The sequence below is a fragment of the Cupriavidus phytorum genome (assembly GCF_003254285.1).
GTDB lineage: Bacteria > Pseudomonadota > Gammaproteobacteria > Burkholderiales > Burkholderiaceae > Cupriavidus > Cupriavidus phytorum.
The window spans coordinates 229,222-245,025 of the sequence record NZ_QKZN01000005.1 but is presented as its reverse complement, the minus strand read 5'-3'; the positions used below and the strand labels follow the sequence as shown (position 1 = coordinate 245,025).

Annotated in this window: 12 protein-coding genes and 1 tRNA gene; 3 read left to right on the top strand and 10 right to left on the bottom strand. The window is 68.2% G+C overall.

The window, feature by feature from the left end; genetic code table 11:
- The first annotated feature begins 106 nt into the window (after nt 1-106).
- Complete coding sequence (locus C7416_RS15310) at nt 107-1,273, top strand: thiolase domain-containing protein (protein ID WP_111519703.1); 1,167 nt, start codon at nt 107-109, stop codon at nt 1,271-1,273.
- 17 nt (nt 1,274-1,290) lie between these two features.
- On the top strand, nt 1,291-1,689 hold the full coding sequence (locus C7416_RS15305; RefSeq protein ID WP_111519702.1) for a Zn-ribbon domain-containing OB-fold protein: 399 nt from the start codon (nt 1,291-1,293) through the stop codon (nt 1,687-1,689).
- Between the two features lie 62 nt (nt 1,690-1,751).
- On the opposite strand, the gene C7416_RS15300 is transcribed toward C7416_RS15305, so the two are convergent.
- From C7416_RS15300 to cysS, 10 genes are all read right to left on the bottom strand, one after another.
- Nucleotides 1,752-2,627: a pirin family protein gene (locus tag C7416_RS15300; RefSeq protein ID WP_111519701.1), complete on the bottom strand. Its 876-nt coding sequence runs from the start codon at nt 2,625-2,627 to the stop codon at nt 1,752-1,754.
- Nucleotides 2,628-2,760: 133 nt separating this feature from the next.
- Nucleotides 2,761-3,336 carry an acyloxyacyl hydrolase gene (locus C7416_RS15295; RefSeq protein WP_111519700.1) on the bottom strand — a complete coding sequence of 192 codons (576 nt, stop codon included), beginning with the start codon at nt 3,334-3,336 and terminating at the stop codon, nt 2,761-2,763.
- A gap of 255 nt (nt 3,337-3,591) precedes the next feature.
- Nucleotides 3,592-7,095, bottom strand: coding sequence for a pyruvate carboxylase (locus tag C7416_RS15290; RefSeq protein WP_111519699.1), 3,504 nt, complete (start codon nt 7,093-7,095; stop codon nt 3,592-3,594).
- A gap of 217 nt (nt 7,096-7,312) precedes the next feature.
- Nucleotides 7,313-8,242 carry an adenylate/guanylate cyclase domain-containing protein gene (locus C7416_RS15285; RefSeq protein WP_111519698.1) on the bottom strand — a complete coding sequence of 310 codons (930 nt, stop codon included), beginning with the start codon at nt 8,240-8,242 and terminating at the stop codon, nt 7,313-7,315.
- A gap of 295 nt (nt 8,243-8,537) precedes the next feature.
- Nucleotides 8,538-8,631, bottom strand: a tRNA-Ser gene (locus C7416_RS15280).
- A 129-nt stretch (nt 8,632-8,760) separates the two neighbouring features.
- On the bottom strand, nt 8,761-10,014 hold the full coding sequence (locus tag C7416_RS15275) for an aspartate kinase (protein ID WP_092313717.1): 1,254 nt from the start codon (nt 10,012-10,014) through the stop codon (nt 8,761-8,763).
- A gap of 77 nt (nt 10,015-10,091) precedes the next feature.
- A complete protein-coding gene (tilS, locus tag C7416_RS15270) occupies nt 10,092-11,549 on the bottom strand; it encodes a tRNA lysidine(34) synthetase TilS (RefSeq protein WP_373424937.1) in 1,458 nt (485 codons plus the stop codon).
- Complete coding sequence (locus C7416_RS15265) at nt 11,515-12,486, bottom strand: acetyl-CoA carboxylase carboxyltransferase subunit alpha (RefSeq protein ID WP_062798076.1); 972 nt, start codon at nt 12,484-12,486, stop codon at nt 11,515-11,517. The genes tilS and C7416_RS15265 overlap by 35 nt, the downstream gene beginning before the upstream one ends.
- Nucleotides 12,487-12,601: 115 nt before the next feature.
- The gene (locus tag C7416_RS15260; RefSeq protein ID WP_111519696.1) at nt 12,602-13,429 is read right to left on the bottom strand and encodes a DNA-3-methyladenine glycosylase family protein; all 828 of its coding nucleotides are present in this window, start codon (nt 13,427-13,429) and stop codon (nt 12,602-12,604) included.
- On the bottom strand, nt 13,426-14,814 hold the full coding sequence (cysS, locus tag C7416_RS15255; protein ID WP_111519695.1) for a cysteine--tRNA ligase: 1,389 nt from the start codon (nt 14,812-14,814) through the stop codon (nt 13,426-13,428). Before cysS ends, C7416_RS15260 begins: the two co-directional genes overlap by 4 nt.
- 250 nt (nt 14,815-15,064) lie before the next feature.
- On the opposite strand from cysS, the gene C7416_RS15250 reads away from it, so the two are divergent.
- Complete coding sequence (locus C7416_RS15250) at nt 15,065-15,790, top strand: tetratricopeptide repeat protein (RefSeq protein ID WP_111519694.1); 726 nt, start codon at nt 15,065-15,067, stop codon at nt 15,788-15,790.
- Nucleotides 15,791-15,804: the final 14 nt, after the last annotated feature.

Sequence of the window (15,804 nt, the reverse complement as noted above, 5' to 3'; positions counted from 1 at the left end):
CAACGCAGCGGGCAAGCTACGCAATACTCTCGGGATCGCCGTGCCAGCATCGCCCCGCCCTGCCCCGCCCCCACGCTGGCACCACTGACGCACCGAAGGAGAACAGATGAGCATCAACGGTAAGGCCTACATCGTCGGGGCCTACGAGCACCCGACCCGCAAGGCACCCGACAAGACCGTGGCACAGCTGCACGCCGAGAGCGCCAAGGGCGCGCTGCAGGATGCCGGCCTGACGCTGGCCGACGTCGACGGCTATTTCTGCGCCGGCGACGCGCCCGGGCTGGGTGCGGTCAACATGGTCGACTACCTCGGCCTGAAGGTACGCCACGTCGATTCCACCGATACCGGCGGTTCGGCCTACCTGGTCCATGTCTCGCACGCCGCGCAGGCGATCGCCGCCGGCAAGTGCAACGTCGCGCTGATCACGCTGGCGGGCCGGCCGCGCTCGGAAGGCTCCACCGGCACGCAGGCGCGCAACTGGGGCGCCAACCTGCCCGACCTGCCGTTCGAAAGCCCGTTCAGCCCGGTCACGGTCAACCTGTACGCGATGGCGGCGATGCGCCATATGCACGAGTACGGCACCACCGCCGAGCAGCTGGCCTGGGTCAAGGTGGCGGCGTCGCACCACGCCCAGCACAACCCGCACGCCATGCTGCGCGAGGTAGTCACGGTCGAAGACGTGCTGAACTCGCCGATGATCTCGGACCCGCTGCACAAGCTGGACTGCTGCGTGGTCTCGGACGGCGGCGGCGCGCTGGTGGTGGCGCGTCCGGAGATCGCGGCCACGCTGCGGCGGCCCAAGGTGAAGATCCGCGGCGCCGGCGAATACATCAAGGGCCAGCTCGGCGGCGAAGTCGACCTGAGCTGGTCCGGCGCGCGCTTTTCAGGTGCGACGGCGTTTGCCGAAGCGGGCGTGACCCCGGCCGATATCAAGTACGCGTCGATCTACGACAGCTTCACCATCACCGTGCTGATGCAGCTGGAAGACTTGGGCTTCTGCAAGAAAGGCGAAGGCGGCAGGTTCGTCGCCGACGGCAACCTGATCTCGGGCGTCGGCAAGCTGCCGTTCAATACCGATGGCGGCGGCCTGTGCAACAACCACCCGGCCAACCGCGGCGGCATCACCAAGGTCATCGAAGCCGTGCGCCAGCTGCGCGGCGAGGCCCACCCCGCGGTGCAGGTCGCCAATTGCGACCTCGCGCTGGCGCAGGGCACCGGCGGCTACCTGGGCTCGCGCCACGGCAGCGCCACCCTGATCCTTGAACGTGAATAAAGCGCGGGAGCACTGACATGACGACCCCACACATCCCCGCCGTCTACAAGGCGCCCGACGAACAGCCCGACAACCTGCCGTTCTGGCAGGCCGCGCGCGAGGGCAAGCTGCTGGTCAAGGTCTGCGACGACTGCGGCAAGCCGCACTGGTATCCGCGCGTGCTGTGCCCGTTCTGCATGGGCACCACCTCGTGGAAGCAGGCCAGCGGCCGTGGCACCATCTACACCTACAGCGTGACGCGCCGTGCCGGCCCCAACCCGTTCTGCATCGCCTACGTGAAGCTGGAAGAAGGCGTGACCATGATGACCCATATCGTCGACTGCGATCTCGACACGGTGCGGATCGGCCAGAAGGTGCAGGTCAAGTTCTCGCCCAGCGACGGCGGCGCGCCGGTGCCGACTTTCACGCTCGCCTGAGGCGGCGCGACGGTAGCGGGCGTTGCGCCCGCCACCTGCCGCAGCCTGCTTACGCCGGTAGCCTACTGCCGGCCCGCCGCCATGCTGCCGAAGCGGCCGCTGCTGAAGTCGCGGAACGCCTCGGCAATCTCCGCCTCGGTGTTCATCACGAACGGGCCGTGGCCGACGATGGGCTCGTCGATCGGCTCGCCGCTGAGCAGCAGCACCACCGCATCGGTGCCGGCCTCGATGCTGACCGCATCGCCGGCGCCATCCAGCACCACCATCTCGGCATCGCGCACGGTGGCCTCGGCGTTGACCGTGACCTTGCCGCGCAGGACCACCAGCGCGGTATGCCAGCCCTCGGGCAGCGCCACGCGCGTGCCGGCACCCTGGTTCAGGCGCATGTCCCACACATGCATCGGCGTAAAGGTGCGGGCCGGGCCGCGCTTGCCCGCGTACTCGCCGGCGATCACGCGTACCGTGCCGGCGCCGTCGGGCATCGGCACCGCCGGGATATCGCGGTCGACGATGGCCTGGTAGCCCGGCGCGGCCATCTTGTCGCGCGCCGGCAGGTTGACCCACAGCTGCACCATCTCCAGCGCGCCGCCGCTTTGCGTAAACGCGGGCGAGTGGAACTCTTCATGCAGGATGCCGGCGCCCGCCGTCATCCATTGCACGTCGCCCGGACCGATGACCCCGCCCTGCCCGGTCGAGTCGCGGTGCGCGACCTCGCCCTTGTAGACGATGGTGACAGTCTCGAAACCGCGGTGCGGATGCTGGCCGACGCCGCGCGGACGCTGCGTCGGCGTGAAATCGGCCGGGCCGGCGTAGTCCAAAAGCAGGAACGGGCTCAGCTGTTTGCCGTGGCTGGTGTACGAGAACATCGAACGCACCGGGAAACCATCCCCGACCCAGTGCGGACGCGGTGCGCTGTAGACACCCAGAATGCGCTTCATGTCGATCTCCGAGTATGCTGGCCATGCGGGGCCGGCAATGATCCATGAAGCGATGATAGGTGCCGCGGCCGCTGCGCGGTAGGCGGCGGGATTGCGATGCAGCGTCCTGTGGCTGGAACGATGCCGCCAGCGGTCAGAAGCGGTAGCGCACGTATCCCATGCTGAAGTTGGTGCCGGGATTCGGATCCTTGATCCCGGCGTTGGACAGGTGCTGGAAGCGGTAGCCGATGGTCAGCCGCTGCGCCTTGCCGAAGGCGACGCCCACGCCGATCATGTCCGAGAACTGGAAGGCCGAGCCCATGCGATGGCCGCCGGCGATCTCGGTGTGGCTCAGCACGCGCAGGCCCACCGAGGCCTCGACGAACGGCGTGGCGTACTCACCCGCATAGCTGAGCCGGAAGATCGGCGACACGCCGAACTCCATCAACTGGCTCGACGGGCGCGACGACAGCGCGCGCCAGTTGGCAACATTGACCTCGCCGTCCAGCGCCAGCGCCAGCCGGCTCGACAGCTGCCACTGCACGATCTCGTCCCAGCGCGCCGATACTTCGTATTTCTCCACGCCGTGCCGGTTGTCGCGCCCATAGCCCGCCTGCATCGAGAATGCCGCGGCGCCGGCGGCGGACGGCAGCGCCAGCAGGCCAGCCGTAATCGACACCAAGGCCGCGCGCGGCAGCCCCCCTGACAATGTGTTTTTCTTCACTGACATCCGTATCTGTCTGGCAGCGCCTGCGAAATACACATGCCGCCACTTTGTTTTGATCACGGCTCGACACGATAGCAGCGCTTCGAGATTGCAGAAGCCCGTTTCAGGCAAACACTGTGTTCCAAAGCCGGAACAATGTTGCGGGACGCGCCGCGAAGGCGAGGCATGGCCGACTGATGCTTCGTCAACCAAAAGGAAAAAACCCCGGAAGAACCGTGGTCTTCCGGGGCTTTCATTCGCGGGCCGCGCCGCCGGCTGTCAGTCCTTCAGCTCCACCAGCAAATCCTTCGCCGCCACCCGATCGCCCGCTTTCACATGCACCGCGGCGATCTCGCAGTCCCGGTCCGCGGCGATATGGGTCTCCATCTTCATCGCCTCCAGCGCCAGCAGCGTGGTGCCCGCGGCCACGCGCTGGCCGGGCTGCACCGCCACCGTCACGATCGAGCCCGGCATCGGCGCGGCGACATGCAGCGGGTTGTCCGGCTCGGCCACCGCCCGGCCCTGGCGCGCGGTCGCGGCCTGCGCGGTACTGCGCTGTTCGACCAGCGTGGTGCGCGACTGCCCGTTCAGCTCGAACTGGACCTTGACCTTGCCTTCGTCGGCATCGGGATGGGTGCCCTGCAGCGACACCAGCAGGGTCTTGCCGGGCTCGATGTCGATCGCCACCTCTTCCTGCGGCTGCAGGCCGTACAGGTAGGCCGGCGTCGGCACCACCGAGGTATCGCTGTACTGGCGCACATGCGCGTGGTACTCGGCCGCCTGCTTGGGATACATCAGGTACGAGGCCAGCTGGCGGTCGTCGAGCGGCTGCTCGCACGCCGCCGCGCCCGCGGCGCGGGCCGCGTCGAGGTCGACCGGCGCGATCTGGTCGCCGGGCCGGTACGGCGCCGGCGGCTCGCCGCGCAGCACCTTGCGCGACAGCGCCGGCGGGAAGCCGTCGGGCGGGAAGCCCAGCTCGCCGCGGAACAGCGACACCACCGATTCCGGGAAGGCGATCTCCTTGCCCGGATCGCACACGTCGGCCGCGCTCAAGTCGTTGGCCACCATCATCAGCGCGAGGTCGCCAACCACCTTGGAGGTCGGCGTGACCTTGACGATATCGCCGAACAGCTGGTTGACCTCGGCGTAGGCGCGCGAGACCTCGGTCCAGCGGTGCTCGATGCCGAGCGAGCGCGCCTGCTCGCGCAGGTTGGTGTACTGCCCGCCCGGCATCTCGTGGCGATAGACGTCGGCGGTGCCGGCGCGGATCTCGGATTCGAACGGCGCGTAGTAGCGGCGCACCCCTTCCCAGTACATCGACGCCTCGTGCAGGCGCTCCAGGTCCAGGCCCGGGTCGCGCTCGCTGCCGGCCAGCGCCGCGGCGATGCTCGACAGGTTGGGCTGCGAGGTCAGACCGCTCATCGCGTCGAGCGCGCCGTCGACCGCGTCGCAGCCGGCCTCGATCGCGGCCAGCGCCGACGCGGCCGAGATGCCGCTGGTGTCGTGCGTGTGGAAGTGCACCGGCAGCCCGGTCTCTTCCTTGAGCGCCCTGACCAGCGCCGCGGCCGCCTGCGGCCGGCAGATGCCGGCCATGTCCTTGATGCCCAGCACATGCACGCCGGCCTGCTGCAGCTCGCGCGCGATGCCGACGTAGTACTTCAGGTCGTACTTGGAGCGCTTCGGGTCGAACAGGTCGCCGGTATAGCAGATCGCACCCTCGCACAGCGCGCCGCTCTCGCCGACCGCATCGATCGCCACGCGCATATTGCGCACCCAGTTGAGCGAATCGAACACGCGGAACACGTCCACGCCGGCGCTGGCCGCCTGGCGCACGAAGAAGCGCACCACGTTGTCGGCATAGTTGGTGTAGCCGACCGCATTGGAGCCGCGCAGCAGCATCTGGAACAGCACGTTGGGCACGCGCTCGCGCAACTGCTCCAGGCGCTGCCACGGGTCTTCCTTGAGGAAGCGCAGCGCCACGTCGAAGGTGGCGCCGCCCCAGCACTCCAGCGAGAACAGCTGCGACAGCTCGCGCGCATAGAATGGCGCGATCGGCAGCATGTCGGCAGTGCGCATGCGCGTGGCGAACAGCGACTGGTGCGCGTCGCGCATGGTGGTGTCGGTCAGCAGCACCCGCTTCTGTTCCAGCATCCAGCGCGAGAATTTCTCGGCGCCCAGCTCGCGCAGCCGGTCGCGCGTGCCGGTCGGCAGCGCGGCGCTGGTGTCGATCGCCGGCAGCACCGGCGCGGGCAGCGGCAGCGACGGCAGCGCGCGCCCGCTCAGCTCCGGGTGCCCGTTGACGCAGACCTCGCCCAGGTAGCGCAGCAGCTTGGTGGCGCGGTCCTGGCGTTTGGCAAAAGCCAGCAGTTCCGGAGTCTTGTCGATAAAGCGCGTGGTGACGTCGCCCGAACGGAACGCGGGATGGTTGATGACGTTCTCGAGGAACTGCAGGTTGGAAGCGACGCCGCGGATGCGGAACTCGCGCAGCGCGCGGTCCATGCGCCGCATCGATTCCGGCGCGGTCGGCGCCCAGGTGGTGACCTTGACCAGCAGCGAATCGTAGTACGGCGTGATCACCGCGCCGCCATAGGCGGTGCCCGCGTCGAGCCGTACGCCGAAGCCGGCGGCGCTGCGATACGCGGTCAGGCGGCCGTAGTCCGGCAGGAAACCGTTCTCCGGATCCTCGGTGGTGATCCGGCACTGCAGCGCATGGCCGTTGAGGGCGATGTCCTGCTGCACCGGCACGCCCGCGGCGCGCACCACGATCCTGCCGTCGGCATCGCGCGTGTTCTCGGTCATGCCGATATGGCCGCCCTCGGTGATGCGGATCTGCGCCTTGACGATATCGATGCCGGTCACCATCTCTGTGACCGTGTGCTCGACCTGGATGCGCGGGTTGACTTCGATGAAGTAGAACTGGCCCGAGTCGGCATCCATCAGGAACTCGACCGTGCCGGCATGGGTATAGCCGACCGCGCGCATCAGCCGCAGCGCCGACTCGCACAGCGCGCTGCGGCCGGCATCGTCCAGGTACGGCGCCGGCGCGCGCTCGACCACCTTCTGGTTGCGCCGCTGCACGGTGCAGTCGCGCTCATACAGGTGCACCAGGTTGCCGTGCGTGTCGCCCAGCACCTGCACTTCGACGTGGCGCGCATTGCGCACCAGCTTCTCGACGTAGACCTCGTCGTTGCCGAATGCCGCCAGCGCCTCGCGCCGCGCCGCGGCCAGCGCGCCTTCCAGGTCCTGCTCGCTCTCGAGCACGCGCATGCCGCGCCCGCCACCGCCCCAGCTCGCCTTCAGCATCAGCGGATAGCCGATGCCGGCGGCGAGGCGCTTGCACGCCTTCAGGTCATGCGGCAATGGATCGGTGGCCGGCATCACCGGCACGCCCGCGGCGATCGCCGCGTTGCGCGCCGCGACCTTGTTGCCGAGCTTGCGCATCACCTCCGGCAACGGGCCGATCCAGCGGATGCCGGCATCGATCACGGCCTGTGCGAACTCCGGGTTCTCCGACAGGAAGCCATAGCCCGGATGGATCGCGTCGACCCCGGCCTGGCGCGCAATGCGCAGGATGTCGTCGATATCGAGATACGCCGCCAGCGGCTTCTTGCCCTCGCCGACCAGGTAGCTCTCGTCGGCCTTGAAGCGATGCAGCGCGAGGCGGTCTTCCTTCGAATAGATCGCCACCGTGCGGACGTTCATCTCGGCGGCCGCGCGCATCACGCGGATCGCGATCTCGGAGCGGTTGGCAATCAGCAGGGATTGGATCGGGCGGTAGTCCATGGCGGCAAGAAAATGGCCCTCCGGGCGCGGTGGCCACGGAAAGTCGGGTGATGGGGAATGGCGGATCACAGGCGGGAACCAGCATGCGCCTGTACCCGCAGGGGCGCAAGAACCGAGCCACCGACCTTCTTGTTGATTTACAAGCGAATTTTCAGCGCCACCAGGCGCGCATGGAATTCAAAACTGAAATTCCCCCGCCGTTTCATGCGAATTCCAGCTATAGCCCCGTACTGGTCTTGTCCACCTGCAAGGCGAATTCGATGCACTCCGCGCTCGGCCCCGTCCACTGGCCAAACCCGATCCAGCCATGCCCCCTCAGCGTGACCTCGTCGCGGCGCAAAATGAATGGCTCGGCACCATCCATGCTGACATGGGTGCCGTTCGAGCTCCTGTCGATCAGTACGTACCTGCCGGCGCGCGGCTCGGCCATGGCCTGGAACCGCGACGCGAGGCGGTCCGACACCACGATGGTCATGCCGGTATCCCGCCCGATGGTGACCGGCGCCGAAACCGCGTTCATCTCGACCACGGTGTCCCGGTAGCGCAAGGTGAGGAAGGCGGCATGCGACAGCGGCTCCTTGAACCCCGCGATCAGGGTCAGGTCGGTGGCCTGCTGCCAGATCGCCTCGTACAACTCCACCGGCTGCGCCCTGCCGCGCACGTGGATCGGGTACAGGTAGCGCGTCATCTGGCGCAGCGGCGCGGGCAGGTCCGCGACCGCGTCCTTGCTGGTGATGATCTGTCCGCGCGCGGCGAGCCCGGACAACCGCGCGGCCAGGTTCACGGCATCGCCGAAGACATCGCCGGAGGCGTCGGACAGGACCGGGCCATGGTGGAAGCCGATGTGGGACGACATGGTGAAGCCGGCCACGGGCGGCAGCTCGGCAACCGCGCGCTGTATGTCCAATGCCGCCTGCAAGGCCTGCTCGGCGCAGGGAAACAGCACCATGACTTCGTCGCCGATGGTCTTGATGAGCCGGCCTTGCGAGGCCTCGGAACAGGATTTCATCGCACCGATGCAACGGCCGACCGCGGCAAGGGCGGCCGCGTTGCCCGCGCGCTCATAGAGCCGCGTACTGCCGCTGACATCCGCGAACAGTACCGAACCCTCCGACGCCTGGTGCAGCAGTTCCCGGTCCATGTGCATCCCGATCCGTCCCGCCATCGCCGCGCGGCGCTCCGGCCAGCTGCCGGCGCCACGCCCCGCATGCAGGGAATTCTGGCACCGGCAAAGCCGATGCTCAATATGAATCTGGAGCGCGCCGGATGAGGAAGTAAACGAACGAGGAAGTGAAGGAGATCGGCGCACGCATCGGGGGAGCGGCGCAAGGCAACGCGAACGGATTGCCGATGGGGTGGGATGCGCCCTGCGGGGCGCCAAAAAAACAAAACCCCGGAAGACCGCGATCTTCCGGGGTTCCGCCGCCAAGGACGGTTGTCATTGGCGGAGACGGAGGGATTCGAACCCTCGATCCAGGTTTTGGCCCGGATGCTCCCTTAGCAGGGGAGTGCCTTCGACCTCTCGGCCACGTCTCCCAAACTTGCGTTGTGTGAGGGAGCCACACAACGAAGCGCGTATTCTAGCGATGCCGCCGGGGTTGGTCAATGAAAAATCGATGACTCAACACAAATTTTGCGGCCTCGCCAGAAAAGCTTACGAACGGATCACGCCTGTTCCAGTTCGAAGGCCTTGTGCAGCGCGCGCACGGCCAGTTCCATGTACTTCTCGTCGATCAGCACCGAGATCTTGATTTCCGAGGTGGAGATCATCTGGATGTTGATGCCCTCTTCCGACAGCGTGCGGAACATCTTGCTGGCGATGCCGACGTGCGAGCGCATGCCCACGCCCACCACCGACACCTTCGACACCTTGGGGTCGCCCGACACGCTGCCGGCGCCGATGTGCGCCTTCACGCCATCGTTGAGGATGGCCAGCGCGCGCTGGTACTCGCCGCGCGGCACGGTGAAGGTGAAGTCGGTCTTGCCGTCGACGGACTGGTTCTGGATGATCATGTCGACGTCGATATTGGCGTCGGCGACCGGGCCCAGGATCTGGTAGGCGATGCCGGGCTTGTCGGGCACGCCCAGGACGGTGATCTTGGCTTCGTCGCGGGCAAAGGCGATGCCGGAGATGACAGCGGCTTCCATGGTGGAGTCTTCTTCCTCAAAAGTGATCAGCGTGCCCGAGTGCATTTCCTGCTCGAGCGGCATAAGCGGGTCGGTCAGCGACGACAGCACGCGGGTCTTGACGCGGTACTTGCCGGCGAACTCCACCGAGCGGATCTGCAGCACCTTGGAGCCGAGGCTGGCCATTTCCAGCATTTCCTCGAAGGTGATCTGGTCCAGGCGGCGGGCGTCCTCGACCACACGCGGATCGGTGGTGTAGACGCCGTCGACGTCGGTGTAGATCAGGCACTCGTCGGCCTCGATCGCGGCGGCGATGGCAACGGCCGAGGTGTCGGAGCCGCCGCGGCCCAGCGTGGTGATGTTGCCGTCGTCGTCGATGCCCTGGAAGCCGGTGATCACCACCACGCGGCCGGCGTCGAGGTCGGCCAGGATGCGCTCGTCGTCGATCGATTCGATGCGGGCCTTGGTGTACGACGAATCGGTCTTCACCGGAACCTGCCAGCCGGTGTAGCTGACGGCGTCGATATCCTCGCCGTGCAGCGCGATCGCCAGCAGCGCCACGCTGGCCTGTTCGCCGGTGGAGGCGAGCATGTCCAGTTCACGCGGATTGGGCTGGGGCGAAATTTCCTTGGCGAGTCCCAGCAGGCGATTGGTCTCGCCCGACATGGCCGAAGGCACCACGACTACGCGGTGACCGGCGCGGTGCCACTTGGCCACGCGCTTGGCGACATTCTTGATGCGTTCCGTGGAACCCATCGAAGTGCCGCCGTATTTGTGAACGATGAGAGCCATCTTCTTGTCGACGCCAGCGATTGTGCAAAGCCCTTGAAAATACACGAAGCGGCCCGGTCAGGCAAGGCGCACGGGGACTATGGGTGGCAGATCGAATGTGATGCAGGCGCCTGCGGCTGCCATGCCACCCGCCAGCGCGGCGCGGGCGCGGCGTCGGGCCAGCGGCGATGCATGCCCAGCCCGGCGGCCAGCACCAGCGTGTCGCCAGCCCACAGCAGCGGCAGCCAGGCCCGGCGCCAGGCCGGGATGCCGGCCTCTTGGCAGGCCTGCTTCAGTGCCCGGGCGGGGCCGCCGGGGCGCAGCACGATGCGCTCGCCGCCGCTGCGCGCGGCCAGGCGCAAGGGCTGCCGCAAAACCGCTTCAGGCACGCCGAAGGTGTCGTCACGGAAGAAATGGAGTTCGCCGCGCCAGGCCGGCACGACGATGCGCGCTTCGCCGCGCCAGTCCAGCAGGACCGGCGCGGGCGCCTGCGCCGGCGGCGGCACGCAGGCCAGCACGCGCTCGCGGAAGCGGCGCAGCACCAGGCCCTCATGCGCGATGGCCGGCTCGCCACCCGCGTGCGCAATCAGTTGTTCGCGCATCGCCGCCAGCCGCGCGGTGGACGGGGCGCGCACGCCGAGGTCGCGCAGCCACAGGCGCAGCACCGCATCGGCCTGCGCCGCCGGCAGCGCGCGCAGGCCGGGCAGGTCGAGTTCGGACAGCGTGTCAGAATCGCGGCCGGCACGCGCCAACGTCGCCAGCGCGGTGGCGGCGAGCTGGTCGATCAGCGCGCCGGCCTGGGCAAAATGCGCGGCCGCCTGCACCACGTTGACCGCCAGCGCGGGAAATGCCGCCTGCAGGGCCGGCAGTTGCGCACGCAGGGCGTTGCGCGCATAGCGGCCGTCGGCATTGGATGGGTCGTCCACCCACTGCAGCGCGTTGGCGGCGCAGTAGGCCTCGATGCCGGCGCGCGGGACCTCAAGCCACGGGCGCAGCAGCATCACGCCGCTGTGCGGATCCAGCGGGCGCATTGCCGGCATTCCGGCCATGCCGGCCACGCCGGCGCCGCGGAACAGCCGCAGCAGCACGGTCTCGACCTGGTCGTCCTGGTGATGGGCAAACAGCAGCAGGCGCGCGCCGCTGTCGGCGCACATCGCCGCCAGCGCGGCATAGCGCGCGCGGCGCGCGGCGGCCTCGACGCCCTCGCCCGCCTCCGGCCGCACCGACACGCGCCGCACGAAATAGCCGACCTCCCATTGCGCGCACAGCGCGGCGCAGAAGCGGTCCCAGTCGTCGGCCTCGGCCTGCAGGCCATGATGGACATGCAGCGCCACCGCGCGCGCGCCATCGCCCGCCCGCGCCACCGCCGCGCATGCGGCATGCAGCAACGCGACCGAGTCGCGCCCGCCCGACAGCGCCACCGCGACCGTCGGCGCGCCCGCCGTGGCACCGCCAGAAACAACAAAGGCCGCACCGGCCTGCAGGGCCTGTGCGACCTTGTCGGTCAGCCGGGCGGACGGGTCAGTCCTGGGCGCCGGTTTCCTTGAACTTGCCATAGGCCAGCAGGCGCTCGTAGCGGCGCGCCTGCAATTCCTTCACGCTCATGCCCTGGAACTGGCGCAGCGACTCGGCCAGCGAGCGCTTGAGCATTGCCGCCATGCCCTTGTAGTCGCGGTGCGCGCCGCCCAGCGGCTCGCTCACGATCTTGTCGATCAGGCCCAGTGCCTTCAGCCGGTGCGCGGTCAGGCCCAGTGCCTCGGCGGCTTCCGGCGCCTTCTCGGCGGTCTTCCACAGGATCGAGGCGCAGCCTTCCGGCGAGATCACCGCGTAGGTGGCGAACTGCAGCATCTGCACCACGTCGCCCACCGCAATCGCCAGCGCGCCGCCCGAACCGCCCTCGCCGATGATGGTGGCGATCAACGGCACCTTCAGGCCGGCCATCACATACAGGTTATGGCCGATGGCCTCGGACTGGCCGCGCTCTTCGGCATCGATGCCGGGGAACGCGCCCGGGGTGTCGACGAAGGTGAAGATCGGCAGCCCGAACTTGTCGGCCAGCTCCATCAGGCGCTTGGCCTTGCGGTAGCCCTCGGGCTTGGGCATGCCGAAATTGCGCATGGCGCGCTCTTTCGTATCACGGCCCTTCTGGTGCCCGATCACCATGCACGACTGGCCATTGAAGCGCGCCAGGCCGCCGATGATCGACAGGTCGTCGGCAAAGGTGCGGTCGCCGTGCAGTTCGTGGAAATCGGTAAAGATCTCGCGCACGTAGTCCAGCGTATAGGGGCGCTGGGGGTGGCGGGCGATTTGCGCAACCTGCCACGGGGTCAGGTTGGCATAGATGTCTTTGGTCAGCTGCTGGCTCTTGCCGGCCAGCCGCGAAATCTCTTCGGAAATATCGACAGCCGAATCGTCCTGCACGAAGCGCAGTTCTTCGATCTTTGCCTCGAGTTCGGCAATGGGCTGCTCAAAATCCAGGAAGGTGGTTTTCATAAAATCACACGTACCTGTCTGTGAAGGGGCGCATTCTACCGGAAATTGGCCGCTATCTTAGCGCCTGCCACATAGCCCGGACTGCACCCGCCGTTAAATTTTGTTGTTGCGATGCTTAATACGTCACAGGCAACGGGTCGAGGCTGCGCCACATATACCAGGTGGCCACGGTGCGCCACGGTTCCCAGTTGGCCGCCACCTCGCGCGCCTCGCTGCGCGTGACCGGCTCGCCGCTGAAATAGTTGGTGGAGATGGCGTTGATCAGGCCGACGTCGTCGAGCGGCAGCACATTGGGCCGCATCAGGTTGAACATCAGGAACATCTCGGCGGTCCAGCGGCCGATGCCGCGGATCTGCGTCAGTTCGGCGATCACGGCCTCGTCGTCCATCTGCGCCCACTGCGCGACATGCACGGTGCCGGCCTTGAAATGCCCGGCCAGGTCGATCAGGTATTCGGCCTTGCGCTTGGACACGCCGCAGCCCGCCAGCTTCTCCGGACCTGCGCGCAGGAACTGCGCCGGCGCCAGCCGCGGGCACACCGCGTGCAGGCGTTCCCACACCGATTGCGCCGCCTTGACCGAGATCTGCTGGCCCACCACCGCGCGCGCCAGCGTGACGAACGGGTCGCCGCGCGAGACCAGGTGCGCCGGGCCATAGGTCGGGATCATCTTGCGCAGGATGCGGTCGCGCTTCATCAGGTCCGCGCAGGCCTCGTCCCAGTAGGCGGGCCGCACCGTGTCGGCCACGGTCTCGACCGGCAGCGGCACCGCCTGCGCCTCGGGCAGCACGGACTTGGCGTTGCGCGCGGGCTTGCTGGTGTCCTTGCCGTCGGGCAGCGGCGCTTCCCTGGCACCGGCCTTGGCCGGGCGCGGGCCGGCCGCCTTCGCCCGGCCCGCGGCGGCGGGCGGCGAGGCGGTGGCGGGCTTGCGCGCGGCAGCGTTCAAGCACGCCTCCACTCGGTGGCACCGCCCGGCTTGTCTTCCAGCACGATGCCCGCTTCCAGCAGCTGGGCGCGGATGCGGTCCGCCTCGGCGAAGTTGCGCTCGGCCTTGGCGGCCTTGCGCGCCGCGATCAGCGTTTCGATCTCGTCGGGCGACGGGCCGTCGGCGGACTTGCCGCCCTGCAGGAAGGTGTGCGGGTCGCGCTCGAGCAGCCCCAGCGTGCCGGCCAGCCCCTTGAGCTGGCGCGCGGCCGCGGTGGAGCCGGTGCGGTTGATCTCGCTGGCCAGGTCGAACAGCACCGACATCGCGATCGGCGTGTTGAAGTCGTCGCCCATGGCCTCGGCAAAGCGCTTCGCGTGCGGCTCGTCCCAGTCCACCGCGCAGCCGCCCGGCTGGCTGTCCTTGAGCGCCGTGTACAGGCGTGTCAGCGCGTGGCGCGCATCGTCCAGGTGCGCGTCGCTGTAGTTCAGCGGACTGCGGTAGTGCGCGCGCAGGATGAAGAAGCGCACGACCTCGGCGTCGTACGCCTTCAGCACCTCGCGGATGGTGAAAAAATTGCCAAGCGACTTGGACATTTTCTCGTCGTTGATGCGCACGAAGCCGTTGTGCATCCACAGGTTGACGAAGGGCTTGCCGCTGGCGCCTTCGGACTGCGCGATCTCGTTCTCGTGGTGCGGGAACTGCAGGTCGGCGCCGCCGCCATGAATGTCGAAATGCTCGCCCAGCAGCGCGCAGCTCATCGCAGAGCATTCAATGTGCCAGCCCGGGCGGCCGGCACCCCACTTCGAGTCCCACTTGCTCTCGGGCGGCTCGCTGGCCTTGGCGGACTTCCACAGCACGAAGTCGAGCGGGTCCTGCTTGGCATCGTTGGCGCTGACGCGCTCGCCGGCGCGCAGGTCTTCCAGCGACTTGCCGGACAGCTTGCCGTAGCCGTCGAACTTGCGCACCGAGTAATTCACGTCGCCGTCGCTGGCCTGGTAGGCCAGGCCCCGGGCCTCGAGCTTGCCGATCATGTCGAGCATCTGCGGCACGTAGTCGGTCGCGCGCGGCTCGTAGTCGGGACGGATCACGCCCAGCGCGGCGGCGTCCTCGTGCATGTACTGGATGAAGCGCGTGGTCAGCTCGCCGATGGTTTCGCCGTTCTCGACCGCGCGGCGGATGATCTTGTCGTCGATATCGGTGATGTTCTGCACATACGTCACCTCATAGCCGGCGGCGCGCAGCCACCGGTGCACCATGTCGAACACCACCATCACGCGCGCGTGGCCGACGTGACAATAGTCGTACACGGTCATGCCGCACACATACATGCGGACCTTGCCGGGTTCGATTGGCACGAATGGCTGCTTCTCACGCGCGAGCGTGTTGTAGATGTGGAGGGGCTGCATGAAACGAAGTGAGTGGTGAGAGGAGTCTGCCGGTTCCACACGGCAGGCAGCGCGAACGTCGCTGCTGGCGCAATGCCGTCGCGCCCCATATCTTACCGGAAGGCGGTGCGCGAGTCGGACCCGCGGCCCGGCCGGCCGGCGCGCATGCACGTCGCGCATGAACACCGCACGCCTGGCCGCGGCGGCATCGTCTTCGTGCCGCACTTGCCGCTTTGCTAGAATGCCGCGGAGTATAACGGACCCGTCCTCAATGAGCCTGCCGCTGCCCTCCCCGTTTTCCGCTGTCCACGCCGACTGCACTGCGCACACGCGCCGGCGCGGATCCCGCACCGTGCTGCCGCTGCTGGCCCTGGCCGCGGCGCTGGCAGGCCCCGCGTCCGCGCAGAACGGCCCGTTGTCGCTGGCGGTGCCGACCTCGCCGGTCGGCGGCATCCAGTCGACCGATCCTGGCATGGGCGAGGCCCAGCAAGCCGCCAACGCGCGCCGCTACGAGGACGCCATCAAGGGCTTCGACCGCGTGCTCGCCGCCAACCCGCGCAATGCGCAGGCCCGCTTCCAGCGCGCCTGGGCGCTGGCCCAGTCGGGCCGCGAAGACGAAGCGATCCAGGCCTTCAGCGAGATGGCGCAGGACTTTCCCGAGCTGCCCGAGCCGCGCAACAACCTCGCGCTGCTCTATGCCAAGCGCGGCGACCTGAAGCGCGCCGAAGCCGAATTGCTGCTGGCCACCGAGGTCAAGCCCGCGTTCGCGGTCGGCTACACCAACCTGGGCGACGTCTACCGCCGCCTGGCCGAGCAGGCCTACACCGAAGCGCTGCGCCGCAATCCCGGCGATGCCCGCGCCAGTGCCGGCCTGCGCCAGCTGGCCCCGGCTTCCGCCGTGGCAGCCCCACCGAAGCCGGCCGCACCCGCGGCCACCGGCCGCAAGGCGGCACCGGGCGGGCGCCAGTCGCCGGCCAGTGCCCCCGCGGCCGACTGACAGCATCCATCCGC